Source organism: Micrococcus sp. SL257, from assembly GCF_026625585.1.
In the GTDB taxonomy this organism is placed as follows: Bacteria; Actinomycetota; Actinomycetes; order Actinomycetales; family Micrococcaceae; genus Micrococcus; species Micrococcus luteus.
In genome coordinates this window covers 1,020,717-1,044,797 of record NZ_CP113053.1, presented here as the reverse complement: position 1 = coordinate 1,044,797, position 24,081 = coordinate 1,020,717, and the positions used below count along the sequence as shown (strand labels likewise).

The following is a 24,081-nucleotide window of genomic DNA, read 5'->3' as shown; positions in this document are numbered from 1 at the left end:
GGCCGCGTCAGGGCCGACGGAGGGGTCAGTGCTGGTGGTCGGCCTCGTCCTCCTCGGCGGGCTTGTCCGCCACGAGGGTCTCGGTGGTCAGCACGAGGGCCGCGATGGAGGCGGCGTTGGCCAGCGCGGAGCGCGTCACCTTGACCGGGTCGATCACGCCGTCGGCGATCAGGTCGCCGTAGACACCGGTCTTCGCATTGAAGCCGTGGTTCGGCTCCAGCTCGGCGACCTTGGAGACCACCACGTAGCCGTCCTCGCCCGCGTTCTGGGCGATCCAGCGCAGCGGCTGCTTCAGGGCCTTGCGGACGATGTCCACGCCCACGGCGGCGTCGCCGGTCAGGGCCTGGACGTCGGCGTCGGTGTCGAGCGCGGTCAGCGCGTTGATGAGCGCGGTGCCGCCGCCGGCCACGATGCCCTCCTCGAGGGCGGCGCGGGTCGAGGACACGGCGTCCTCGATGCGGTGCTTGCGCTCCTTGAGCTCCACCTCGGTGGCGGCGCCCACGCGGATCACGCCGATGCCGCCGGAGAGCTTGGCGAGGCGCTCCTGGAGCTTCTCGCGGTCCCAGTCGGAGTCGGTCGCGGCGGACTCGGCCTTGATCTGGGCGACCCGGGCCTCGACGTCCTCGGCCGCACCGCCGCCGTCGACGATGGTGGTCTCGTCCTTGGTGACGGTGATGCGGCGAGCGGAGCCGAGCACGTCCAGGTCGGCCTGCTCGAGCTTCATGCCGAGGTCCGGGGAGACGACCTGGGCGCCGGTGAGGATCGCGATGTCCTGCATCATGGCCTTGCGGCGGTCGCCGAAGCCCGGGGCCTTGACGGCCACGACGTTCAGGGTGCCGCGGATCTTGTTCACCACGAGGGTGGACAGGGCCTCGCCCTCGATGTCCTCGGCGATCACGAACAGCGGCTTGTTGGCCTGCAGGACCTTCTCCAGCAGGGGCAGCAGCTCCTGCACGTTGGAGATCTTGCCCGAGTTGATCAGGACGTAGGCGTCCTCGAGCACGGCCTCCTGACGCTCGGCGTCGGTGACCATGTACGGGGACAGGAAGCCCTTGTCGAACTGCATGCCCTCGGTGACGTCCAGCTCGGTGGAGGTCGTGGAGGACTCCTCGATGGTGATGACGCCGTCGGTGCCGACCGTGTCGAACGCGCGGGCCAGCAGCTCGCCGACCTCGTCGTTCTGGGCCGAGATGGCGGCCACGTGGGCCACCTCCTGGCCCTCAACCGGGCGGGCGTTCTCCTGCAGGCGCTGCTCGACGGCGGCCACGGCCACCTCGATGCCCTTCTTGACCTCGCCCGGCGCGGCGCCGGCGGCGACCTGGCGCATGCCCTCGTTCACGAGCGCCTGGGCCAGCACGGTGGCGGTGGTGGTGCCGTCGCCCGCGATGTCGTTGGTCTTGGTGGCGACCTCCTTGGCGAGCTGGGCGCCCATGTTCTCGTACGGGTCCTCCAGCTCCACCTCACGGGCGATCGTGACGCCGTCGTTGGTGATGGTGGGGGCGCCCCACGCCTTGTCGAGCACCACGTTGCGGCCCTTGGGGCCGAGGGTGACCTTGACGGTGTCGGCGAGCTTGTCGATGCCGGCCTGGAGGGCGCGGCGTGCGTCGTCGTTGAAAGCCAGCTGCTTGGCCATGACGGACGCTCCTTTCGTTCAGGGAGTCAGGGGGTGCGGGGACGCGAGGGGCCCGGGGCGCGCGCACCGGTGCGGTGCGCGCCGCTCACCGGGCCCGTCGCGGCGGGGTCACTTGGTGACGACGGCCAGCACGTCGCGGGCGGAGAGCACCAGGTACTCCTCGCCGCCGACCTTGACCTCGGTGCCGCCGTACTTGGAGTACAGCACCACGTCACCCTCGGCGACGTCGACCGGCACGCGGTTGCCGTTCTCCGCGACCCGGCCCGGGCCCACGGCCACGACCTGGCCCTCCTGCGGCTTCTCCTTGGCGGTGTCCGGGATCACGAGGCCCGACGCGGTGGTCTGCTCGGCCTCCAGGGGGCGGACAACGATGCGATCCTCGAGGGGCTTGATGGAGACAGACATGCTGCACACTCCTTCTTCGTCGACGTGCGGCTCCGGCGGGCTCGCCGGTCCGCTGATGCTGTGGTCTGCGGGTGCGCCACGGGCGTCAGACCCTCCGTCGTCGCGGTGCCGGACGGTCCACCTCGGGCATTGGCACCCGGTACCCCCGAGTGCCAGTCCAGACTCTACTCCGGGTTCTGGCACTCCTTCAACATGAGTGCCAGCCGTGTCCCCGCCGTCCGCCGCGGGCGGAGGCGTGGGGCGCGGTGCGGTGGGGCACCGTGGGGCGGCGGGTGGGGCGGGTTCCGAGCCCAAGAGCACGCGGAGTGGTCACGACGGCGGCCCGCAACCTGTCCCTCCCCCACTCCCCACCCTCCCCCCTCCCCCCTCCGTGGGCAGAAACCGCACCCCCGCCCATCGCGTGGGCAGCATCCGCAGGTTTTCGGTCTCCGTGGGCAGAAGCGCCCTCTCTTCTGCCCACGGATGTTGCGTGGGCGGAACTCCTCGCAGTTCTGCCCACCGAGCCATGACGACGTCGTCCCGGCGGGACAACCGGCCGCCGCCGAGTCCTGCACAGCCGGCCCACCCCGCGCCGGTGTGCACAGACACGCGGCCCGCCCGGCCGCCGTCGGGCCGACCGCGTCAAGGTCGACCCATGTCCTTCGCCCCCGATCTCCCCCTCGTCCCCGTCTTCACCACCCGCGACGTGCTCGAACGCGGTCTGCCGCCCAGCCGGGTGCGGCGGTCCGACGTCCTCCGCCTCGCCCGCGGCATCCACCGTCGCCGTGACATGCCGCTGCGCACCTGGGAGTCGGCCGGGCTCCCGCCGCCGCACCACGGGGTCGGCCTCGACCTGCTGACCGCCCTCCTGCGGTCCCGTCCCGACGCCGTTCTCTCCCACGAGACGGCGGCGCACCTCCACGGCCTCCCGCTTCCCCCGGGCGGGGCCACGCGACGCGCCGCCGTCGAGATCACGTTGCACCGCGGCACCGCACGGGCGCGGATCCCCGGCGTCATGGAGCACCGCAGACCCCTGCCCGCCGGCCACGTCACCTCCGTGCTCGGGCTACGGGTGACGACGCCGGAACGGACCTGGCTCGATCTGTGCTCGATCGGCCACCCCTGGGACGAGGCATCCCTCGTGTCGGCGGGTGACCACCTGGTCCGTCACCCCTGGTCCCCGCGCGGCCGGCGGCCTCCCATCACCACGGTCACCGCGCTGCACGAGGAGATGCGGCCGCTCGGGCGGTTCGTCGGAAGACCGCGGGCGACGGCGGCGCTCGAGCGCGTACGGGTGGGTGCCGACTCGCCGCAGGAGACCCGGCTGAGGCTGGCGCTCGTCGAGGCGGGGCTGGGCGAGCCGACGCTGCAGCACGTGTTCGACCCCGGGCGGCGGGACGCCCCCGAGGCCGATCTGTGGTTCGAGGACTGCCGGCTCGTCCTCCAGTACGACGGCGAGGTGCACCGGAGTGCCGAGCAACACGCCCGGGACGCCCGGCGAGACCAGTACTACGCGGAGCGTGGGCAGATGACCCTGCACGTCACGGGCCGGGACGTCGGCGAGGGATATGCGCGGGTGATCGAGGCCGTCCTCAGACGACGGGCACAGGTCTCGAACGGCTGGGATGCCTGACGTCGTCGTCGCGTATGGCCCTGCCGTCCATGCGCAGGGGTTCCGTGGGCAGAAGCGAGGGTGCTTCTGCCCACGGAACCTGGAAACACGCGGGTCCTGCCCCCGGAAGGCGAGACCCGGCGGGTTCTGCCCACGGAACGCTCGCGTCGGCCGGGCACCCGACCCCCGCCCGGACCGACCCGGGCCGGCCTCACCGTCGCCCCGCTCAGTAGTACACGGCCAGCGGCCCGTGCGGTCCGTCCACCACGCTGCAGGGGGTCTTGAAGATCCGCTCCAGCACCTCAGGGCACAGGATCTCGGCCGGGGTGCCGGTCTCCACCACCTGGCCGTCGCCCATGGCCACGATCCGGTCGGCGTAGTGGGCGGCGAAGTTGATGTCGTGCAGCACGATCACCACGGTCCGGCCCAGCTCGTCGGCGGCCCGACGCAGCTGCTGCATCATCTGCACCGAGTGCTGCATGTCCAGGTTGTTCAGCGGCTCGTCCAGCAGCACGTACTCGGTGTTCTGCGCCAGCACCATCGCCACGTACGCGCGCTGCCGCTGGCCGCCCGAGAGCTGGTCGAGGTAGCGGTTCTCGAACGGGCCGAGGTTGAGGAAGTCGATCGCGTCGGACACGTGCCGCTCGTCCTCCAGGGTCAGCCGGCCGCACGTGTACGGGTAGCGCCCGAACCCCACGAGCTGTCGCACGGTCAGCCGCGTCACGAAGTGGTTCTCCTGCCGCAGGATGGACAGGGTCTGCGCGATCTTCCGGGACGGCGTCGTGGTGATGTCGTGCCCGCCCACGGCGATCGTCCCGGCGTCGGCGTCCTGCAGCCGGCCGATCATCGTCAGCAGCGTGGACTTGCCCGCTCCGTTGGGCCCCACGAGCGCGGTCACTCCCCCGGCCTGGATGTCCAGGTCCACGGGCCCGATGCACACCTCGTCGCTGTGGCGCTTCACCACGCCGCGCAGCTCGATCACAGACGTCCCTTTCTCATCACGACGACCAGGAAGGTGATGCCGCCGATCAGCTCGATGACCACCGTGACCGCACCCCCCGCGTAGAACACGTGCCGCAGCACGAAGTAGGCGCTCGTGAGCACCGCGTACCCGGCCAGCGCCGCCACCGGGAGGATGAACCGGTGGTCGTGGGTGTCGACGAGGCTGTACGCCAGCGTCGCCACGAGGAACCCGAGGAACGTCATCGGGCCCACGAGCGCGGTGGTCATGGCCATCAGCACGGAGACCAGCAGCAGCGTCACCATGAGCTCGCGCCGGTGGTGCAGGCCCAGGTTGGTCGCGGCGTCGGCGCCGAGCGCCACCGTGTTCAGGCGGCGGGAGCGCAGCCACAGCAGCGCGCACACGACGACGGCGATGGGCGCGGCGATCGCCACGTACTCGGTCCGGGCGTTCGAGATGTTGCCGAAGAGCCGCGCGCTCAGCAGGTCGAACGAGTTCGGGTCCAGCAGTCGGTGCATGAACGTGCTCAGCGCGGCCAGCCCGCCGCCCAGCACCACGCCCACGAGCAGCATCAGATGGACGCTGCCGTAGGGCCGGGAGAGCAGCCACGAGTACAGGGCCGTCGCCAGCGCCACCATGAGCGCGGCCTGGGCGAGGAACGGCCCCACCCCGGTCAGCACCGCGACGCCCGCGGCCCCCAGCACGTACACGGCGGCGGTCGACACGGCCGTGTAGAGCGCCTCGAACCCCATGATCGAGGGCGTGATGATGCGGTTGCCCGTCACCGTGTGGAAGCTGACGGTCGCGAAGGAGTGGCACAGCGCCACGATGCCGATCACGCCCAGGGACTCCACGCGCATCCGCGCGATCATCCAGAACGCGCGCGAACCGGGTTCGGCCTCGTTGCCCCAGAGCAGGACCCCGGCGGTGGAGAGCACGGCGACGACGGCCAGCACCGCGACGACGACCGCATACCTCCGGCGGTCGGCGGCGGTGACGAACGCCCCGGACCGGCGCGGGGCGTCGGCGTCGACGGACCCGGCCGCGGTGGCGCCGCCGGGCGGGGCGGGGATGCGACCCGGGGCGGTCGCGAGCGGCTCAACCATGCTTGGCCTGCCTCAGCAGCAGGGCGAGGAACACGATCGCGCCCACGAGGCCCAGGATCAGCGAGATGGGCACCTCGAACGGGGCGATCACGGTGCGCCCGATCAGGTCGCAGACGATCACGATCCACACGCCGACCATGACCACCCAGGGCAGGTTCGTCCGCAGGTTGTCGCCGCGCACCATGGACACGAGGTTGGGGACCACGAGCCCCAGGAACGGGAGGGCCCCGATCACCACGGTGACCACGCCGGTGGCCACGGCCACCATGGCCACGCCGGTGAGGATCACGGCGTCGTAGTTGAGGCCGACGTTCGTGGCGACGTCCTTGCCGAGGCCGGCCACGGTGAAGCGGTCCGCGATGACGAAGACCGCCACGCACACGATCAGCACGAGGAAGAGCAGCTCGTACCGGCCGCGGACCACGGAGGTGAACGAGCCCGCGAACCACGCGCCCACCTGCTGCAGCATGTCCGTCTGGAGGGCGAGGAACGTCGACGCGGCGCCCACGACGGCGCCGAGCATGATGCCCACGATCGGCACGATGAGGGAGGACTGCAGGCGCACACGCCGCAGGAAGAGGAAGAACACGAGGGTGCCGACGAAGGCGAAGAGGATGGCCCCGACCATCCGGGTCACCAGGCCCGCCCCCGGCACGAGCACCATGGTCACCAGCAGGCCGAGGCCGGCCCACTCGGTGGTGCCCGTGGTGCTGGGCTCCACGAAGCGGTTCTGCGTCATGAGCTGCATGATCAGCCCGCACATCGCCATCGAGGCGCCGGCCAGCACGAGGGCGACCGTGCGCGGCACGCGCGTGATGGCGAACATCTCGCGTCCGCCCTCCGCGCCGACGTCGTACACGCCCACGAACAGTGAGACGACGACGAGGGCCGCGGTCACCACGACGCCGACCAGCAGCGGCCAGGTGCGCTGCCAGCGGGTGCGCTCGGGCCGCAGGACGGCGGGCGGGACCCAGCACACGCGGTCGCCCCGCCCCGGCTCCTCGAGCCGGGGCGGGGCGTCGGCGACGTGGTGACGCACGTCGAGAGTCACTGCGCGCCTTCGAAGGCCTTCGCGAGGTCCTCCATGACGGTGGTGTGGTTCTGGATGTCCTCGGCGACGTAGAAGTCGGCGGGCAGGTAGACGATGTTGCCCTCCTTCACCGCGGTCACGTCCTGGAGGGCCTCGGAGCGCTCGATCAGCTCGGCGGCGGTGGCGTTCTCCTCGCCGATGGCGGCGTCGCGGTCCATGACGATCAGCCAGTCCGGGTTCGACTTCGCGATGGCCTCGACGGAGATGTCGTCGCCCTGGTGGTTGTCGGTGCCCGACTGCTCGAGGGCCGGGGTCAGCTCCAGCATGTCGAAGAACGGGCCGATGGCGCGACCGGTGCTGGGCGCGACGTACGACAGTTCGCCGCCCGAGGCGATGAGGCCCATGACGGTCTGCTCGGGGTCGTAGGCGTCCTTGGCGCGCTGGGTGGCGGCGTCGAAGTCGGCGATGAGCTTCTCGGCATCGGCCTCGTGGCCGGTGGCCTCGCCCAGCAGGGTGGTCAGCTCCTTCAGGCCCTCGTCCATGGGGGTCTGCGTGACGTCGAAGTCCGTGTCCACGACGGCGGCGTCGCCGGTCAGCTCGTCGATCTCGGCCTTGCGCTCGTTGAACCGCTGGCCGTTGAACACGACGTCCGGCTCGGCGGTGACGAACAGCTCCATGTCCGGCTCCCGGTGGTTGCCGATGTCGGCGACCGAGTCGTCCTGGAGGTAGGAGGGCCCGCCCTCGCCCTTGTACATGATCTGCTTCGGCGCGGCCGACAGCTCGACGCCCCAGTCGTCCAGCGTGCGGAAGGTGCGGTTGTCCGTGGCGATGACGGAGTCGACCTCCTCCGGCAGGGTGACCTCGGCGCCGGACATGTCGGTGACGGTGACCCCGGCCGCGATGCCGCCCGAGGCGGCCGAGGAGCCGCCGGCGGCGCTCGCGGAGGCCGAGGACTCGCCGGAGGCGCTCGCGGAGGACGAGCCCGTGGCCGCGCCGCCGGCGGAGCAGCCGACGAGGGCGAGGGCCGCCACCGAGGTCAGGGCGAGACGGGCGAGGCGGGGGGCGCTGACGGAACGCGGCATGGTTCTCCTTCTGGGCGGCGGGGCTGCCCCGGGATGAGCAGTCGGGGTGGTGGGCGCGCTCCCGTGGAGGTGAGCCTTGCCTCAGTCGAATACCGTACACGAGGGTGCCGTAATCCCCCAACGGGGGTTCGACGGCTCCCGCCGCCCGGGGCCCGCGGCCTCGAGCCCCGTCAGTCCAACGGCGTCACCTCGAGGGCGAACCGCGACCGACCCACGCGCGCCAGCACGAGGGTGGCGTGCCGTCCGGCCCCGCCACGCCGGCCCGGCTTCGTCCCGCCGAGGACGGCGCGACGGACCTCCTCGGGCGTCTCGCGGATGCCCCGCTTCTTCACGTCCAGCCGGCCCACCCCGGTCTCCTTCGCCCAGCGCCGCAGGGAGGCCAGGTGGAAGCCGCGCACCGCCTCGATCCGATGGGCGCGGGCCAGGCCGTCCCGCACCGGCTCGGGCGCGACGAGGTAGGCCAGGTGGGGGTCCAGCTGCCGCGTCGGCACGGGCCAGGACGCGGCCAGGTCCGTCACGAGGCCGGCCCGGATGACGGCGCCGTCCGGCTCGTGCAGGACCGCGCCGACGAGCCCTGCCATGCCCTCCTCCCCCACGGCCTCGACCTCGGGCGAGTCGCCGAAGTCCGCGCCGGAGACGAGCTGCGCCGTCGTCGTCTTCCCGCCCCGGACGGTCATGACGCGCGCCGCCCGCCGCACCCCGGGGCGGGCCGCCGCGTTGAACCAGAGGGCGGCCTCCACGACGTCGCCGTCGACGCTCACCCACTCGGCCTCGGCGCCCGCCGGCACGGCCTCGTGCGGAAGCCCCGGGCCGAGCTTGACCCCGACCGGCACGCCCGTCGCGGCGATGTCCGTCACGACGCTCAGGGGCGGGGAGAACGCCTCGGGGTCGAACACGCGCGCGGACCCGCCCCCGCCGACCTGACGGCGGGCGGGGTCCAGCCACACCGCGTCCGCGTCACCGGGCACGTGGGCACGGGCCCAGTCCACGGCGTCGCCGTGCACCACACGCGCACCGCGGTGGCCGGCCAGGTTCACCTCGGCGGCCGCGGCGACGACGGCGTCCCGCTCCACCGCCACGACGTCCAGGCCCCGGTCGGCGAAGGCGCGCGCGTCCAGGCCGAGACCGCAGCCCAGGTCGGCGACGCGCCGGGCCCCCGCGGCCGCCAGCCGGTCCGCGTGCAGGCCCGCGACCAGCGGGCGGGTGGCCTGCTCCAGGCCGTCGCGGGTGAACAGCATCCGGCGCGCCTCCGGCCCGAGGCGGGCCTCCGCTCGGGACCGCAGCACGGCCTGGGTCAGCGCGGCGGCCACGCGCTCGGGAGGATGCCCGGCCGCACGCAGGCGGGAGGAGACCGCGAGCGCGTCGGCCTCGCGGTACCCGGCGAGGGAGTCGAGCAGCGCGCGGCCCTCCGGCTCGAGGACGGGGGCCAGGGCGGTGGCGTCCGCCTCCGAGGCGGCGGCCGTGGGGCGCGGCGGGCGGGAGGCGGGGCGGGGACGGGCCATGCGCCCCACCCTAGGTCCGAAGCGTGGACACCGGGCGCAGACCCGGCAGGGGCTTCTAGGATGGGCGGCATGACTCTGCCCTTCGCCGACTCCGCGCAGTCCACTCTCGGAATCGAGTGGGAGCTCGCGCTCGTGGACGCCGTGTCCGGCGAGCTGCGCTCCGAGGCCCCGGACCTGCTGCGCGCCCTGCATGTGACCGAGGGCCTCGCCGAGGACGACGTGAACCCGCACATGACCAGCGAGCTCCTGCAGAACACGGTGGAGCTCGTCACGGGTGTGCACGAGCGCGTCGACGCCGCGACGGCGGACCTCGGCCGGATCGCCGCGCGTGTGGCCGACGCCGCGGCTGCGCGGGGCATCTCCCTGTTCTGCCAGGGCACGCACCCGTTCGCGGACGCGATCGCGCAGCCCTCGACGCCCAGTGAGCGCTACGATCGCATGCTGGATCTCACCCAGTACTGGGGTCGGCAGCTGCTGATCTTCGGCGTGCACGTGCACGTGGGCCTGGACGACGTCTCCAAGGCCATGCCGGTGGTGAACGGCCTGGTCAACCGAGTGCCGCACCTGCTCGCACTCTCGGCCTCCTCCCCCTTCTGGGCGGGCACGGACACGGGCTACCAGTCCCAGCGCACCCTCCTGTTCCAGCAGCTGCCCACGGCCGGCCTGCCGTTCCAGTTCCAGGAGTGGGAGGACTTCGAGCGCTGCGTGGCCCAGATGGAGCAGGTGGGCATGATCGCGGACGTCACCGAGTGCCGCTGGGACGTGCGAGCCGTGCCCCGCCTGGGCACGGTGGAGATGCGCGCGTGCGACGGCCTGGCCACGCTCGAGGAGATCGCCGCCGTGACCGCCTACACGCAGTGCCTCGTGGACGACCTGTCCGCGAGCCTGGAGCGCGGTGAGACGGTCGAGGTCCTGCCGCCGTGGCACGTGCAGGAGAACAAGTGGCGCGCCGCCCGGTACGGCATGGACGCCACCGTGATCGTGGACGCCCGGGGCACCCAGGTCCCGCTGGCGGAGCACCTGCCGGCGGAGATCGAGCGACTGACCCCGGTCGCCGAGCGGCTGGGCTGCGCGGCGGAGCTCGCCGGCGTCCAGGCGATGATCGACGACGGTGGCGCCGCGCGTCAGCGTCGCGTGGAGGCACAGGCCCTGGCCGGCCCGCCGGCCGCGGGTGAGGACACGGATGACGCGGTGGCCCCGTTGCGCGCGGTCGTGCTGGACGCCGCCGCCCGCACCCGCGCGTCGCTGGACGGCCGCACCGGCTGAGCGGCCGCTCCCCCGGCGAGGTTGCCGCCCCGCCGCGCCTGCACGCTTCCGCCGGCCCGCCCGGCGCGGCTACGGTCCCACCATGCGAGCACTCACATGGCAGGGAAAGCGCAACGTCACCGTCGAGGACGTCCCGGATCCTCGGATCCAGGAGCCGACGGACGCGATCATCGAGGTCACCTCGACCGGCATCTGCGGGTCGGACCTGCATCTGTACGAGGTCCTGGGGCCGTTCATGGACGCGGGAGACGTGATCGGCCACGAGCCGATGGGCATCGTCCGCGAGGTCGGGTCCGAGGTCACCCACATCCGGCCCGGTGACCGGGTGGTCGTGCCCTTCACCATCTCCTGCGGGCGGTGCTGGATGTGTCAGCGCGGGCTGCAGTCCCAGTGCGAGACCACCCAGGTGCGGGAGCAGGGCTCCGGCGCCGCGCTCTTCGGCTACTCCCGGCTCTACGGCTCCGTCCCCGGCGGACAGGCCGAGCTGCTGCGCGTGCCCCACGCGGACTACGGCCCCGTGAAGGTGCCGCACACCGGCCCGGATGAGCAGTGGCTGTTCCTCTCGGACGTCGTCCCCACCGCCTGGCAGGGGGTCCAGTACGCGAACGTCCCCGACGGCGGCACGCTCGCGGTGCTCGGCCTCGGCCCCATCGGCCAGCTGGCGGCACGCATCGGCGTGCACCTGGGGTACCGGGTGATCGGCGTCGACCCGGTCCCCGAGCGCCGCGCGATGGCGGCCCGGCACGGCATCGAGGTCCTGGACGCCGACGGCGGCGAGGCCGAGGTGCTCCGCGAGCGCACCGGCGGCCGCGGCCCCGACGGGGTCGTGGACGCGGTCGGCATGGAGGCGCACGCCTCCCCGGCGGGGCATGCGGCCCACACCGCCGTGGGCCTGCTGCCCGACGCGCTCGGCCGGGCGGCCATGAAGACCGCCGGCGTCGACCGCCTGAGCGCCCTCCACACCGCGATCGACGCGGTCCGGCGCGGCGGCACGGTGTCGCTCTCCGGGGTCTACGGCGGCATGAAGGACCCGATGCCGATGCTCACCCTGTTCGACAAGCAGGTCACCCTGACGATGGGCCAGTGCAACGTCCGTCGCTGGGTGGACGACCTGCTGCCCCTGCTCGACGACCCGTCCGACCCCCTCGGCGTGCTCGACCTGACCACGCACACCGCCCCGCTCGAGGACGCGCCCGCCCTCTATGAGACGTTCCAGAAGAAGGAGGACGGCTGCGTCAAGGTGGTACTGAAGCCGTGAGGATCGTCGTCCTGGGCGCGACGGGCAACGTCGGCACCGCTGTCCTGCACCGCCTCCAGGCCGCAGACGAGGTGAGCTCGATCGTGGGCGTGAGCCGGCGCGGCCCGGACCGGGCCGGAGCGCCCTACGACGGCGTCGAGTGGCACCGCCTGGACGTGGCGGAGCCCACGGCGGCGGGGCGGCTGCGCGAGATCGTGGCCGGCGCGGACGCCGTCGTCGACCTGGTGTGGGTGATCCGCCCCAACCGCGACCGCGACCACCTGCGCGCCGTCAACGTGGCCGGCAACGAGCGGGTGTTCCGGGCCGTGGCCGAGGCGGGCGTGCCCCACCTGGTCTACGCGTCCTCGGTGGGCGCGTACGGTCCCGGGCCGAAGGGTCGCGCCGTGGCCGAGTCCCACCCCACCACCGGGGTCCCCACCTCGCACTACGCCGCGCAGAAGGCCGAGGTCGAGTCGATCCTCGACCGGGTGCAGGCCGAGCACCCCGAGCTCCTCGTGACCCGGCTGCGCCCCGGGCTGATCTTCCAGTCCTCCGCCGGGCCCGAGATCAAGGACTACTTCCTGGGCGACCTCGTCCCCGCCCGGCTGGTCGCGCGCCTGCGCACTCCGGTGCTCCCGTTCCCCCGGGGCCTGCGATTCCAGGCGCTCACGGCTCAAGACGTGGCGGACGCGTACTGGCGCGTGATCGCCCATCGGGCGGGCGGGGCCTTCAATGTGGCCGCCGACCCCGTGCTGGACGCGCACACCCTGGGCACCGTCCTCGGGGCGCGCCGCATCCTGGAGCTGCCCGTGGGCCTGTTCCGAGCGGCCGCGGCGCTGACCTACCGGGCACGGCTGCAGCCCACCGACCCGGGGTGGGTGGACATGGCGGCGGCGGTCCCCATCATGGACACCACGGCCCTGCGCGCCGCGACCGGCTGGTCCGAGACCACCGACGCCCGGGAGGCGGTCCGCCTCGTGCTCGACCATCTCGACGGCGCCGAAGGCCTCGGCAACGCCGGGCACCGCTCGCACTCGCCCACGGAATGAGGACGATGACCATCACCCGCCGGGCCGCCCTGACGGGCCTGCTCGGGGGTGCCGCCCTCGGGTTCACCGCCTGCACCTCCTCCGGCTATCCCGCCGACCCGGACGGCACCCTGGACCGTGTCACGGGTGGGGTGCTGCGCGCCGGCGTCGTGCACCACCCGCCCCACGTGGACGCCTCGGGCGCCGAGCCCGTCGGTCCCGAGCCCGACCTGATCCGCGGCTTCGCGGCGGCGCACGACGCACGCGTCGAGTGGACCGTGGCCGGGGAGGAGGCGCTCATGACCGCGCTGGAGAAGGGCGACATGGACCTGGTGGCCGGCGGCCTGACCTCGGCGTCCCCGTGGACGTCGCACGCGAGCATCACCCGTGACTACGCCGAGGCGCAGGGCCCGGACGGCGAGCCGGTGAAGCTCGTGATGGCCGTGCCCCTGGGTGAGAATCAGATGCTCACGGCACTCGAGGCGTACTTCGACCAGCGCGCAGCGGAGGCCGCCCGATGACGCGGCGGGACACCCGGGAGAAGGGGCCGAGCGGGCACCGGTTCGGCACCACGGAGCTACCCCCGGAGATCGAGCGCGTGGTCCGGCAGGCTAAGCGGCTCGAATGGGCGACGCTGGGGGTGATCGTGGTCACGATCGTCCTCGTGGCGGTCGTGATGGGCTCCTCGCAGGCCATGCGGGCCGCGTGGATCGAGGACCTGCTGTCCCTGATCCCGCCGATCGCGTTCCTCGTCGCCCTGCGCGTGGCCCGCATGGCCCCGACGCGGGCCCGGCCCTACGGCTCTCACCGGTCCGTCGGGGTGGGGCACCTCGTGGCCGCCGTCGCCCTGTCCGTGATGGGCGTGGTCCTCGTCGGCGACTCCATCCTGGGCCTGGTGACGGCGGAGCACCCGCCCATCGGCACGTTCCACCTGTTCGGGCACACCGTGTGGCAGGGCTGGTTCATGATGGCCGTGATGGCCCTGTCCGTGCCCGGGCCCATGATCCTCGGCCACAAGAAGCTCAAACTGGCCGAGCAACTCCACGACCGCGTGCTGTACGCGGACGCAGACATGAACAAGGCGGACTGGCAGACGGGCGTGGCCACCATCGTCGGCGTGGCCGGCATCGGCCTGGGCTGGTGGTGGGCGGACTCCGCTGCGGCGATCTTCGTGGGCGTGAGCATCGTGCTGGACGGCTGGAAGAACCTGAAGGAGGCCGTCACGAACCTGGCGGACCGCCGCGCCGCCACGATCGACGGCGCCCGGCCGCACCCGCTCATCGACCGTGCCGAGCGGGTCGCCTGGGCGGAGCCGTGGGTGCGCCACGCGGGCGCCCGCGTCCGGGACGAGGGCCACGTGTTCCACGTGGAGATGTTCGTGGTGCCGCACGAGAGGGCGGACGTGACGGTGGCCCGCTGCTGCGCGCTGCGGGACGCGATCACCGCCCTGGACTGGAAGCTGCAGGACGTCGTCGTCGCCCCGGTGGACGAGCTGCCCGCCGAGGTGCACGGCGGCCGGTCCGGGGAGCATCAGACGGGCGAGGAGTAGCCCGGGCCTCAGCCGGCCAGGAACCGTCCCTCGAGGGTGGCGGAGGTGATGCGCTGGATCTCGCGCTGCTGGTCGGCGGCCCTCTGGCGCAGAGCGTGCATCTCGGCGGCGTCGACCGCCGGCAGGTGCGGCGCGAGCTGTTCGAGGACGTGCCACATCGCGGACTTGGCCTGGAGCATGCCCTGCAGCAGGTCCAGTTCGATCTGCGTCCAGCCGGAGCCGCGCGTGCGCAGCGCGTTCACGGGGTTGAGACGTCCGCCGACCTCGGCCGCCGCGCCGGCGGCCCGGTCCACCAGCGGGGTGCGGAGGCCCAGTTCGCCGATGAGCGCCTCGAGGCGGTCCTGGTCGTCCTGGACGGCGTCGCCGAGGCGGCGCAGCGCGGCCTCCTGCGGGGTGCCGGCCCAGGTCTGCTCGGCGGCGCGGAACGCCTTCACACCGGAGCGGGAGCCGAGCAGGTGCTGATTGAGGAAGTCCTCCAGCATCTGCTCGTCCACGGCGGCGGAGGTGGACTCGGGGCGGGGGTGCTCATGGCCGGTCATGGGCCCTGTGTACGAAACGTGCGGGCGTGGCGGCAAGGGGCCGGGCGCGCTCAGACGCTGACGACCTCGACCGGCTGCCCCGGGTCCGCGCCGAACCACGCGTCGGAGGGGGCGACGCCGTCGCGCACCAGGCGTGCGCCGAGCGCGGCGACCATCGCCCCGTTGTCGGTGCACAGGTCCACGGGCGGGACGGTCAGCTCGATGCCCGCGGAGCGGCACCGGTCGGCGAGCAGGGCGCGCAGGCGCGAGTTCGCCGCGACGCCGCCGCCGAGCATCAGGTGGGTGAGCCCGTGCTCGCGGCAGGCGCGGACGGCCTTGGCGGTGATCACGTCCGCGACGGCCTCCTGGAAGGAGGCGGCGATGTCCGCGCGCGGCACCTCGAGCCCGCGGGCCTCGAACTGCTCCACGGCGCGGGAGACGGCGGTCTTCAGCCCGGAGAAGGACCAGTCGTGCCGGTGCGGGCCGGGCTCCTCGACGCTGCCGACGAACTTGCCCGCGGTGAGCCCGCGCGGGAAGCGGAAGGCCCTCGGATCGCCCTCGGCGGCGAGCCGGTCGATCACGGGGCCCCCGGGGTAGCCCGCCCCGATGAGCCGGGCGACCTTGTCGTACGCCTCGCCGGCCGCGTCGTCGATGGTCGAGCCCAGCAGCTCGACCTCGGAGCTGATCCGGCCCACGCGCAGGATCTCGGTGTGCCCGCCGGAGACGAGCAGCGCGCCCAGGTCCGCGGGCAGGTCGTCCCACTGCGCGGGCCGCACGCCGTCCAGCATGCCCACGCCCACATGCGCCACGAGGTGGTTGATGCCGTAGAGGGGCGTGCCGAGGGCCGTGGCGAGCGCCTTCGCCCCCGCGACCCCCACCATGAGCGCGCCCGCCAGACCCGGACCGGAGGTGACGGCGATCGCGTCGAGGTCCGCGAGGGTGACGTCGGCGGCGTCCAGAGCGCGGCGGATCGTGGGCACGAGGGCCTCGAGGTGCGCACGGGCGGCGATCTCCGGGATCACGCCGCCGAAGCGCACGTGCTCCTCGACGGAGGAGGCGACCTCGTGGGCCAGCAGGGCGGTGCCGCGGACGACGCCGACGCCGGTCTCGTCGCAGGAGGACTCGATGCCGAGCACGAGGGGGGCTGCGGTGGCGGTGGGCATGGGCTCCAGTCTAGTGAGCGGCCCGGTCACAGGGCCTTGCGCATGATCACGGCGTCCTCGCCGCCCGGGTAGTAGCGGCGGCGCACGTGCAGCTCCTCGAATCCGTGGCGCACGTAGAGGCGCCGGGCGGCGGCGTTGGAGGCCCGGACCTCGAGCATGAGGGCGCTCGCGCCGCGCACCGTGGCCTCCGCGGCCATCCAGCGCAGCTGGGCCGCGCCGATCCCCCTTCCCTGCGCCGCGGCGACGGTGCCCACGGTCTGCACGTCGGCGACGTCGCCGACCACCATGATCCCGCCGTAGCCGACGATCTCGCCGGGGGCGGGGCCGTCGTCGTCCGCGGAACCGGGCGCGGCCACGTCGCGGACGACCACGCGGTAGTCCCGGGTGGGCGGGCGGCCGTGCGCGTCCCGTCCGCCGGCGGGGCCGGTCTGGGCGAGCTCCTCCTCGTAGAAGTGCGCGGGCCAGGCGTCGAGCGGGAAGAGCGTGGCCTCGTGGGCGAGCACCTCGGGGACGTCCCACACGGTCATGGGGCGCAGAAGGTACCCGGGCGGCAGCCCGTGCTCATCCTCGACGGGGCGCCCGTCACTGGTCGGGGCCGGCTCGGCCGGGCTCACGCGCCCGCCCGCTTGCGGGGGCCGGGGACCTTGGCGTCGGACTCGCGCAGGTAGAGCGGCTCGGCCGGCACGAGACCGCGGCCGCGCCGCAGGGCGAGCTCGGCCACCTGCCCCACCCCGACGGCGGACGGCGTGGCCGTCTCCCAGTCCGGCACCGCGCGCAGCGCCTCGGGGTAGAGCCCGGCCCCCGCGCCGTAGACGGGCAGCGGAGTGACCTCGTCCGCCGGCGAGACGAAGGGGCCGTGCAGCAGGGTCGGCTGCCCGCCGACCTGCGCGTAGTGGGCCCAGTAGACCTCGCGGCGGCGGGCGTCCGTGGCGACCACGAACTCCTCGATCCCGTGGCGGAAGGCGTCGACGCCGGCCGCATGGGCGAGCGCGTCGAGGCTGCGGACCCCGTGCACGGGCACGTCCCACGCCAGGCCGAGGGCGGCCGCCGTCGCCAGGCCCGCGCGCAGTCCCGTGAACGGTCCGGGGCCGACGCCGACCGCGAGCGCGTCCAGCGCGGTGCCGGTGACGCCGGCCTCGCCGAGCACGGCCTGCACCGCGGGGGCGAGCACCTCGGCATGGGCGTGGGTGTCGTCCGTGGCCCAGCGCGCGAGCTCCTCACCGTCCCGCAGGACGGCGACGGAGGCGGCGGCGGAGGAGTCGATCGCGAGGAGCAGGGCCATGACCGCCAGTCTACGGAAGCACGACGCCGGCCCAGCGCGGGCCGCGGCCGGTCACGACGGCCGAGCGCAGCTCCTCGGCCTGGCCCCCGTCCTCGTCGGAGAAGTCGGTGACGATGCCGTCCTCGCCCTCCCCCGCCGAGGCCGCGGGGGCGTCCTCACCCCCGCGGGCCCGGACGATCTCGATGTCCAGCCACGAGGCGTCCGGGTCCTCGGGGAACCCGGCGAGGGACTCGGCCATGCCCCGGCCCCACTCGACGACGGTCACGGAGCGGTCCACGCTCGCGTCCAGGTCGAGGTCCGTGAGCTCCCCCGCCGAGCGCAGCCGGTACGCGTCCACGTGCACGAGGTCCGGGGTGCCCGCCGGGGCGTCGGCCGGAGCGGGGTGGACGCGGGAGAGGACGAACGTCGGCGAGACCACGCCGGAGGCCACGCCGAATCCGCTGGCCAGCCCCTGGGTGAAGGTCGTCTTGCCCGCGCCGAGGTCGCCCGTGAGGATCAGTACGTCGCCGGCGCGGAGCACCCCGGCGAGGGCGCGGCCGAACGCCCGGGTGCCGTCGGCGCCCTCGAGCGGGACCGTCGCCGTCAGCACGGGCTCGGGCAGGGTCGGGCCGGGGGCGGGGAACTCGTGGTCGCTCATGGGCGGGCCTCCTGGGTCGGCGTGGGGTCCACGTGCTCCCGGTCCACGCGGCCTCCGATGCGGGTCACCAGCTCGTAGTTGATCGTCCCGGCGGCCGCGGCCCACTCCTCCACCGGAATGCCGGAGGCCGGTCCGAACAGCTCGACGGCGTCGCCGGGCGCGTCCGCGGCGTCCGGGCCGAGGTCCACCACGAACTGGTCCATCGCGATGCGGCCCACCACGGGGACGGTCCGGCCGCCGACGTGGACGCGCGTGCCCTCGACGACGCGCGGGACGCCGTCGGCGTAGCCGAGGGGCACGAGCCCGAGGGTGGTGGGCTCCGCCGTGACGTGGCGGAACCCGTAGGACACGCCCTGCCCGGCGGGGACGGCCTTGACGTTGGCCAGGACGGTGACGAGGGACATGGCCGGGCGCAGTCCGAACTCGGCCGCGGTGACGTCCGCGAACGGGGAGAGCCCGTACAGGCCCAGGCCGACGCGCACCATGTCCAGGTGCGTGTCCGGCCGGGCGAGGGCGGCGGGCGTGTTGGCCAGGTGCCGCAGCAGGGGGTGGCCGAGCGTCTCGGCGGCCTCGGCGGCCATCCGTTCGAACCGCAGCAGCTGCGCCGTGGTCTCGGCGGCCCGGTCCGGCTCGTCCGCCACGCCGAGGTGGGAGAACACGCCCTCCACCCGCACGAGGCCCGTGGCCTCGAGCTCGGCGGCACGCGCGACGAACGCGGGCCACCGCTCGGGCGCGCAGCCGTGGCGGCCCAGGCCGGTGTCCGCCTTCAGGTGCAGGACGGCGCGGACGTCGAGTCCGGCCCCGCCGCGGGCCCGCAGCCCGCGGACGGTGTCGGCGACGGCGTCGAGGTCCCAGCCCGAGACGCCGAGGGTCACCTCCGCCTCCACCGCGGCGGCGAAGTCCGTGGCCCCGGTGTGCAGCCACGCGAGCACGGGCAGGGGCACCCCCGCCGCGCGCAGGGCCAGGGCCTCGCGCACGTGGGCCACCCCGAGCCGGTCCGCGCCGGCGGCCGCGGCGGCGCGCGCGACGGCCACCGCGCCGTGGCCGTAGGCGTCGGCCTTGACGACGGCGGTCAGCAGCGGCCGGCTGCCGTCGGGGCGGCGGATCCGCTCCTGCAGCACGCCCACGTTGTGCCGGACGGCCGCCAGGTCGATGCGTACGGCGCGCTCGGTGTCCGCCGGGTCGACGTCGGCAAGGCTCATCGGACGGACTCCGGCTCGGCGTCGTCCGGCCACCACAGGCGCGCGACGCGCGCGCCCAGCGCGGTCGGCAGCGTGGCCGTGGTGATCCGCCCGGCGCGGGCCTGGTCGGCCCCGGCCTGGGCGTGCAGCCAGGCGGCGGCGGCCGCGAGCCGGGCCGTGGGCGCCGGGCCGGGATCCTCCCCGGCCCGGCGCGCCCGCGAGCGCCGCGCCACGTCCGCGGCCAGGACGGCACCGATCGCCCCGGAGAGCACGTCACCGGTGCCGCCCATCGCGAGGTCGGGCCCGCCGCCGGTCACGGCCCACGCCTCGCCGTCCGGGGCGACCACGAGGGTGCGCGGGCCCTTGAGCAGGACGGTGGCCCCGTGCGCAGCGGTCCACGCCCGCAGCGCCGCGAGCGGGTCGGCGGCGTCGTCGCCGTCCGCGGGGACGCGCTCGCGCAGCCGGGACCACTCCCCGGCGTGCGGCGTCAGGACCACGGGCGTGCCGGCCGCGCGCAGCGACCGCAGCTCGGCGGCGGTGACCAGGTCCAGGGCCGAGGCGTCGGCGACCAGGGCCGCCTCCGGCCGTTCCTCGAGCGCGGCGAGGACGCCGGCCCAGCGCCGCCGCGCGTCGTGCTCGGTGTCCAGGCCGGGGCCGGCCACCCAGGCGTCCGCGCGCGACGGCTCGGGCCCCTCCGCCGAGACCAGCGCCTCGGGGTGGGCGGCGAGCACCAGGTCCCGGGTGGTCTGCGGGCCGGCGTGGTGCACCATGCCCGCGCCCGTCTGCAGCGCGCCCGCGCTCGCGAGCACGGCGGCCCCCGGGTAGCGCTCCGATCCGGCGACGACGGCCACCACGCCGCGCGTGTACTTGTGGGCCTTGGCTGCGGGGGCCGGGTGGGCGGTCCGTGCTGCGGCCTCGTCCATCACGCCCAGCCGCGCGGCCGGCGACGTCGGCAGGTGCGGTCCCAGCCCGATGTCCGCCACGTGCACGGTGCCCGCACGCGTGGCTCCCTCCCCGATGACGAGACCGGACTTGAGGGCGCCGAACGTCACGGTCGCGTCCGCGCGGAGGGCCTCCCCCCGCACCTCGCCGGTGTCCGCGTCCACCCCCGAGGGGACGTCGCACGCCAGCACGAGCGCATCCGCCGGCAGCGCGCGCGCCGCGGCGGGCAGCTCATACTCGCCGGTGAAGCCCGTGCCGAGCACGCCGTCCACCACGAGCGCGGCCTCGGGTGGCACCGCGTCGGCGTGGCGTCCCCCGGCCGCTTGCAGCGCAGCCCAGCCCTCGGCGTGCCAGCGCGGGGCGCCGTCGTCGTCCCGGCGGACGGGCACGGCGACCGCGGCCACGCCCCGGCGGCGCAGGAAGGCGAGGGCGAACAGCGCGTCCCCGCCGTTGTTGCCGGGGCCGACGAGGGCGGCCACGGTCGCCCCGGCCACCGGGCCGCGCTCACGCAGCAGGGCGGCGGCGTGCTCGGCCAGGGCCCAGGCGGCGGCGCGCATCAGCTCGGGGCCACGGCCGGCCGCGAGCAGGGGCTCCTCGGCCGTGCGCACGGCCGAGCCGGTCACGGCGATGCGGGTCAGGTCATCGGCGGTCATGCGGACTCCTCCCCGGCCGCGCGGCGTTCGGCGACCACGTAGGCAGTGGCGACGTCCCCGTCATGACTGAGGGAGAGGTGCCAGTGGGTGATGCCCAGGGCCTCGGCCTGGGCCTGGACGGTGCCGGTCAGGTGCACGGTGGGGCGGCCGTCGCCGTGGTCCGGGCGCGGGATCCAGCAGTGGTGCCACATCATCCCGGGCGGGGCGCCCATGGCCTTGGCGATCGCCTCCTTGGCTGCGAAGCGCGCGGCCAGCGAGCGCAGCGGCAGGTCCCGCTCGTCCTCGGTGAACAGGCGTGCGCGCAGCGCCGGCGTGCGCTCGAGCTGCGCCCGGAACCGCGGGACGTCCACCACGTCCACCCCCACGCCGACGATCACACCGCCCCCGCCCGCCGGGCGCCCACGACGACGGCGCCGGCCTCGTCCCCGACGGGCTGCCCGCGCAGTCGCTTGGCCAGGTCGAGCGGCCACTGCAGCACGCCGGGCAGCTGCTGGTCGCAGCCCGGCGTGAGCATCGCCTTCCCGTAGGCCAGCACGCCGTAGACGCCGTGCTGCAGGCGGTCGAGCCGGTCGAAGCCGGCGTCGAACGCGTACAGGGACACACGGCCCTCCTCGGGTGTGAGGCACCGCTCCGCCAGCAGCCGCGCACGCTCCACGTGCTGGTGGAAGGTGAGCACGCCCAGGTGGTGCAGGCCGAGCTCACGCATGCGGTCGGCCGCGTGGATGACCTCGCCCTGGGTGGTCACCGGATCGGGCGCGAAGCACTCGACGCTGACGCCTTCCAGCCGCGGGTCGCGCTCCTCCGGGCCGCCGCACAGCTTCTCGTGCCCGTCCGGCCCCAGGTACGCGGAGACGAAGAGCCGGTCGGTGACACCGGACGCGGCGAGCTCGATCGCGGCGTCGTAGACGCGGGGCTGGCTGTAGAGGACGAGGAGGGCGTCCACGCGCGGTGCGTCGTCCGGGTGCGGGTCCGTCACGGCGTGCGTGGCCCATCCCGCGCCGAAGGCCAGTCCCAGCGCCGCCAGGGTCGCCACGGTGGCGCAGAGGGCCCGCGCCCACCGCGGCAGCCCACGGCGGACGCGCCCCCGGTCGGCCTGCGCGCTCATGCGCCCTCGGGGACCTGCCGCAGCACGACGGTGGAACGGGCCTGGACCTCGAGCACGTCCCCGGCACGCACGCGGGGGTGCGAGCCGCTCGGGGCGACGTGGGACGAGGTGTCCACGACGACCTCCCACTCGGCTGGGAACGTGGGCCCGGGCAGGGTGTACGGCACGGGCTCCCACCACGCGTTCATGAGGACGTAGAAGTCCCGGTAGGGCCCCTCCCCGTCCTCGTCCCCGCGGGGGAGCGTGTGCCCGTTGAGGTAGAAGCCGAGCGACCGGGCCTCGGCGCCCCAGTCGTCCTCCGTCTTGGCGGTCGCGTCCGGCTCGAGCCACACGATGTCCGGCAGGGGCGCCTCGATGTCACGGGCCGCGGGGCGACCGTCGAAGTGGTGGCGACGGCGGAACACCGCGTGGTCACGGCGCAGCGCGATCAGGTCGCGGGTGAACGCCACGAGCGAGTCGTCCATGGCGGACCAGTCGATCCACGAGATCTCGTTGTCCTGGCAGTAGACGTTGTTGTTGCCGCCCTGGGTGCGGCCCAGCTCGTCGCCGTGGCTGATCATGGGCACGCCCTGGCTGATCAGCAGGGTGGCCAGGAAGTTGCGGCGCTGGCGGGCGCGCAGCGTCACGACCTCGGGGTCGTCGGTCTCCCCCTCGACGCCGCAGTTCCACGAGCGGTTGTGCGCGTCGCCGTCGTTGTTGTCCTCGCCGTTGGCCTCGTTGTGCTTCTCGTTGTAGGAGACGAGGTCACGCAGCGTGAAGCCGTCGTGGGCCGTGACGAAGTTCACGGACGCGCCGGGGCTGCGCCCGTCCCCCTCGTAGAGGTCCGCCGAGCCGGTCAGGCGCGTGGCGAACTCGCCGAGCGTGCCGGGCTCGCCTCGCCAGAAGTCGCGCACCGTGTCCCGGTACATGCCGTTCCACTCGGACCAGAGGCCGGGGAAGTTGCCCACCTGGTAGCCGCCCCAGCCCACGTCCCACGGCTCGGCGATGAGCTTGACGGTGCGCAGCACCGGGTCCTGGCGGACCACGTCGAAGAACCCGGAGAACATGTCGGGGCCCTGCTCCCCCTCCACCCGGGTGAGGGTGGTGGCCAGGTCGAACCGGAAGCCGTCCACGTGCATCTCGGTGACCCAGTAGCGCAGGGAGTCCATGACCAGCTGGAGGGCCTTGGGGCTGGAGAGGTCCACCGAGTTCCCCGTGCCGGTGTAGTCCATGTAGTGCCGCTCGTCACCCTCGACGAGGTGGTAGTAGCCGGCGTTGTCCAGCCCGCGCAGGCTGAGCATGGGGCCCTTGTCGTTGCCCTCGGCCGTGTGGTTGTAGACCACGTCGAGGATCACCTCGAGACCGGCGGCATGCAGGTCCTTCACCATCTGCTTGAACTCGCGGACCTGGCCGCCCACCTCCGAGGAGGAGGCGTAGGCGGCGTGCGGGGCGAAGAAGCCGAGCGTGTTGTAGCCCCAGTAGTTGCTCAGCCCCTTCTCCTGCAGGGTGGCGTCGTTGACGAACTGGTGCACGGGCATCAGCTCGACGGCGGTCACCCCGAGCTCGGTCAGGTGGCGGACCACCTCCGGGTGGGCCATGCCCGCGTAGGTGCCGCGCAGCTCCTCCGGGACGGCGGGGTGCAGCTTGGTCATGCCCTTGACGTGGGTCTCGTAGATCACCGTGTCCGTGAGCTCGACGGCGGGTGGGGCGTCATCGCCCCAGTCGAAGTCCTCGGCGACGACGACGCCGAGCATGCTCGTGCCCAGGTTGTCCGAGGTGTCGATGCGGTCCGGCTCGTCGAAGTCGTACGAGTGGTGCTGCTGGCCCCACTCGTAGTCGCCGGTGAACGCCCGCGCGTACGGGTCCACGAGGATCTTGGCCCGGTTGTGCCACAGGCCGCGGGCGGGGTCCCAGGGGCCGTGCACGCGGTAGCCGTAGCGCTGCCCGTGCCCGATGCCCGCCACGTGGGCGTGCCATGTGGTGCCGTGCCGCTCCTCGAGGGGGATGCGCGTCTCCGTGCCGTCGTCGGCGACGAGGCACAGCTCGACCGCCTCCACCTCGCGGGAGACCGCGAGGGCGAAGTTGGTGCCGGTCTCGTCCACGGTGGCCCCGAGGGGGTACGGCTGGCCGATCTCCACTGTGTGCATGACTCTCCGGGGTCTCGTCGTGCGGCCCGCCGGGTGCGGCGGGCCTCCTCGGGGAGTCTACTGGGGCGGGAGGACACCGTCCCG

The 24,081-nt window shown here is 74.1% G+C and carries 23 protein-coding genes; 6 read left to right on the top strand and 17 right to left on the bottom strand.

Going from position 1 to position 24,081, the window contains the following annotated elements:
* Positions 1–25: 25 nt before the first annotated feature.
* Together groL and groES are read right to left on the bottom strand one after the other, a co-directional pair.
* A complete protein-coding gene (groL, locus tag OVA32_RS04970) occupies positions 26–1,633 on the bottom strand; it encodes a chaperonin GroEL (protein WP_061867094.1) in 1,608 nt (535 codons plus the stop codon).
* Positions 1,634–1,741: 108 nt separating this feature from the next.
* A complete protein-coding gene (gene groES, locus OVA32_RS04965) occupies positions 1,742–2,038 on the bottom strand; it encodes a co-chaperone GroES (protein ID WP_002857590.1) in 297 nt (98 codons plus the stop codon).
* Positions 2,039–2,672: 634 nt separating this feature from the next.
* Between groES and OVA32_RS04960 the strand changes: the two genes are divergently transcribed.
* Positions 2,673–3,650 carry a hypothetical protein gene (locus tag OVA32_RS04960; protein WP_210078928.1) on the top strand — a complete coding sequence of 326 codons (978 nt, stop codon included), beginning with the start codon at positions 2,673–2,675 and terminating at the stop codon, positions 3,648–3,650.
* 205 nt (positions 3,651–3,855) lie between these two features.
* Here the strand turns inward: OVA32_RS04960 and OVA32_RS04955 are convergent, their stop codons facing one another.
* The 5 genes from OVA32_RS04955 to OVA32_RS04935 all read right to left on the bottom strand — a co-directional run bounded on the left by OVA32_RS04955 (position 3,856) and on the right by OVA32_RS04935 (position 9,310).
* Positions 3,856–4,611 (bottom strand): ABC transporter ATP-binding protein, encoded by a 756-nt coding sequence (locus tag OVA32_RS04955; protein WP_210078929.1) that lies wholly within the window; start codon positions 4,609–4,611, stop codon positions 3,856–3,858.
* Positions 4,608–5,696 (bottom strand): iron chelate uptake ABC transporter family permease subunit, encoded by a 1,089-nt coding sequence (locus OVA32_RS04950; RefSeq protein ID WP_210078930.1) that lies wholly within the window; start codon positions 5,694–5,696, stop codon positions 4,608–4,610. Before OVA32_RS04950 ends, OVA32_RS04955 begins: the two co-directional genes overlap by 4 nt.
* Positions 5,689–6,747, bottom strand: coding sequence for an ABC transporter permease (locus OVA32_RS04945; protein WP_115165981.1), 1,059 nt, complete (start codon positions 6,745–6,747; stop codon positions 5,689–5,691). Before OVA32_RS04945 ends, OVA32_RS04950 begins: the two co-directional genes overlap by 8 nt.
* Positions 6,744–7,808: a siderophore ABC transporter substrate-binding protein gene (locus OVA32_RS04940; RefSeq protein ID WP_102708506.1), complete on the bottom strand. Its 1,065-nt coding sequence runs from the start codon at positions 7,806–7,808 to the stop codon at positions 6,744–6,746. The genes OVA32_RS04945 and OVA32_RS04940 overlap by 4 nt, the downstream gene beginning before the upstream one ends.
* A gap of 170 nt (positions 7,809–7,978) precedes the next feature.
* Positions 7,979–9,310: a THUMP-like domain-containing protein gene (locus OVA32_RS04935; protein WP_210078931.1), complete on the bottom strand. Its 1,332-nt coding sequence runs from the start codon at positions 9,308–9,310 to the stop codon at positions 7,979–7,981.
* Positions 9,311–9,379: 69 nt separating this feature from the next.
* On the opposite strand from OVA32_RS04935, the gene OVA32_RS04930 reads away from it, so the two are divergent.
* From OVA32_RS04930 to OVA32_RS04910, 5 genes are all read left to right on the top strand, one after another.
* Positions 9,380–10,576, top strand: a complete 1,197-nt coding sequence (locus tag OVA32_RS04930; protein ID WP_135019237.1) for a glutamate--cysteine ligase — start codon at positions 9,380–9,382, stop codon at positions 10,574–10,576.
* Positions 10,577–10,658: 82 nt separating this feature from the next.
* Positions 10,659–11,834, top strand: a complete 1,176-nt coding sequence (locus OVA32_RS04925; protein ID WP_144825900.1) for an alcohol dehydrogenase catalytic domain-containing protein — start codon at positions 10,659–10,661, stop codon at positions 11,832–11,834.
* Entirely contained in the window at positions 11,831–12,862 is a 1,032-nt protein-coding gene (locus OVA32_RS04920; RefSeq protein WP_210078932.1) for an NAD-dependent epimerase/dehydratase family protein, read from the top strand. Before OVA32_RS04925 ends, OVA32_RS04920 begins: the two co-directional genes overlap by 4 nt.
* 5 nt (positions 12,863–12,867) lie before the next feature.
* A complete protein-coding gene (locus OVA32_RS04915) occupies positions 12,868–13,362 on the top strand; it encodes an ABC transporter substrate-binding protein (protein WP_210078933.1) in 495 nt (164 codons plus the stop codon).
* A complete protein-coding gene (locus tag OVA32_RS04910; protein WP_210078934.1) occupies positions 13,359–14,390 on the top strand; it encodes a cation diffusion facilitator family transporter in 1,032 nt (343 codons plus the stop codon). Before OVA32_RS04915 ends, OVA32_RS04910 begins: the two co-directional genes overlap by 4 nt.
* An 8-nt stretch (positions 14,391–14,398) precedes the next feature.
* Here the strand turns inward: OVA32_RS04910 and OVA32_RS04905 are convergent, their stop codons facing one another.
* From OVA32_RS04905 to glgX, 10 genes are all read right to left on the bottom strand, one after another.
* Positions 14,399–14,929 carry a hypothetical protein gene (locus OVA32_RS04905; protein WP_210078935.1) on the bottom strand — a complete coding sequence of 177 codons (531 nt, stop codon included), beginning with the start codon at positions 14,927–14,929 and terminating at the stop codon, positions 14,399–14,401.
* A gap of 50 nt (positions 14,930–14,979) precedes the next feature.
* The gene (gene tsaD, locus OVA32_RS04900; RefSeq protein ID WP_061867103.1) at positions 14,980–16,071 is read right to left on the bottom strand and encodes a tRNA (adenosine(37)-N6)-threonylcarbamoyltransferase complex transferase subunit TsaD; all 1,092 of its coding nucleotides are present in this window, start codon (positions 16,069–16,071) and stop codon (positions 14,980–14,982) included.
* 26 nt (positions 16,072–16,097) lie between these two features.
* Positions 16,098–16,598 (bottom strand): GNAT family N-acetyltransferase, encoded by a 501-nt coding sequence (locus OVA32_RS04895; protein ID WP_241247800.1) that lies wholly within the window; start codon positions 16,596–16,598, stop codon positions 16,098–16,100.
* Between the two features lie 83 nt (positions 16,599–16,681).
* Positions 16,682–17,353 carry a tRNA (adenosine(37)-N6)-threonylcarbamoyltransferase complex dimerization subunit type 1 TsaB gene (gene tsaB, locus OVA32_RS04890; protein WP_210078938.1) on the bottom strand — a complete coding sequence of 224 codons (672 nt, stop codon included), beginning with the start codon at positions 17,351–17,353 and terminating at the stop codon, positions 16,682–16,684.
* A 10-nt stretch (positions 17,354–17,363) separates the two neighbouring features.
* Complete coding sequence (gene tsaE / locus OVA32_RS04885) at positions 17,364–17,990, bottom strand: tRNA (adenosine(37)-N6)-threonylcarbamoyltransferase complex ATPase subunit type 1 TsaE (protein WP_036338011.1); 627 nt, start codon at positions 17,988–17,990, stop codon at positions 17,364–17,366.
* On the bottom strand, positions 17,987–19,192 hold the full coding sequence (gene alr / locus OVA32_RS04880; RefSeq protein WP_210078940.1) for an alanine racemase: 1,206 nt from the start codon (positions 19,190–19,192) through the stop codon (positions 17,987–17,989). Before alr ends, tsaE begins: the two co-directional genes overlap by 4 nt.
* On the bottom strand, positions 19,189–20,766 hold the full coding sequence (locus OVA32_RS04875; protein ID WP_144786695.1) for an NAD(P)H-hydrate dehydratase: 1,578 nt from the start codon (positions 20,764–20,766) through the stop codon (positions 19,189–19,191). The genes alr and OVA32_RS04875 overlap by 4 nt, the downstream gene beginning before the upstream one ends.
* Positions 20,763–21,143 carry a holo-ACP synthase gene (locus tag OVA32_RS04870; RefSeq protein ID WP_144786696.1) on the bottom strand — a complete coding sequence of 127 codons (381 nt, stop codon included), beginning with the start codon at positions 21,141–21,143 and terminating at the stop codon, positions 20,763–20,765. Before OVA32_RS04870 ends, OVA32_RS04875 begins: the two co-directional genes overlap by 4 nt.
* Positions 21,140–21,871, bottom strand: a complete 732-nt coding sequence (locus OVA32_RS04865; RefSeq protein WP_210078942.1) for a hypothetical protein — start codon at positions 21,869–21,871, stop codon at positions 21,140–21,142. Before OVA32_RS04865 ends, OVA32_RS04870 begins: the two co-directional genes overlap by 4 nt.
* A complete protein-coding gene (glgX, locus tag OVA32_RS04860; RefSeq protein WP_159228151.1) occupies positions 21,868–23,997 on the bottom strand; it encodes a glycogen debranching protein GlgX in 2,130 nt (709 codons plus the stop codon). Before glgX ends, OVA32_RS04865 begins: the two co-directional genes overlap by 4 nt.
* Between the last annotated feature and the right edge of the window lie 84 nt (positions 23,998–24,081).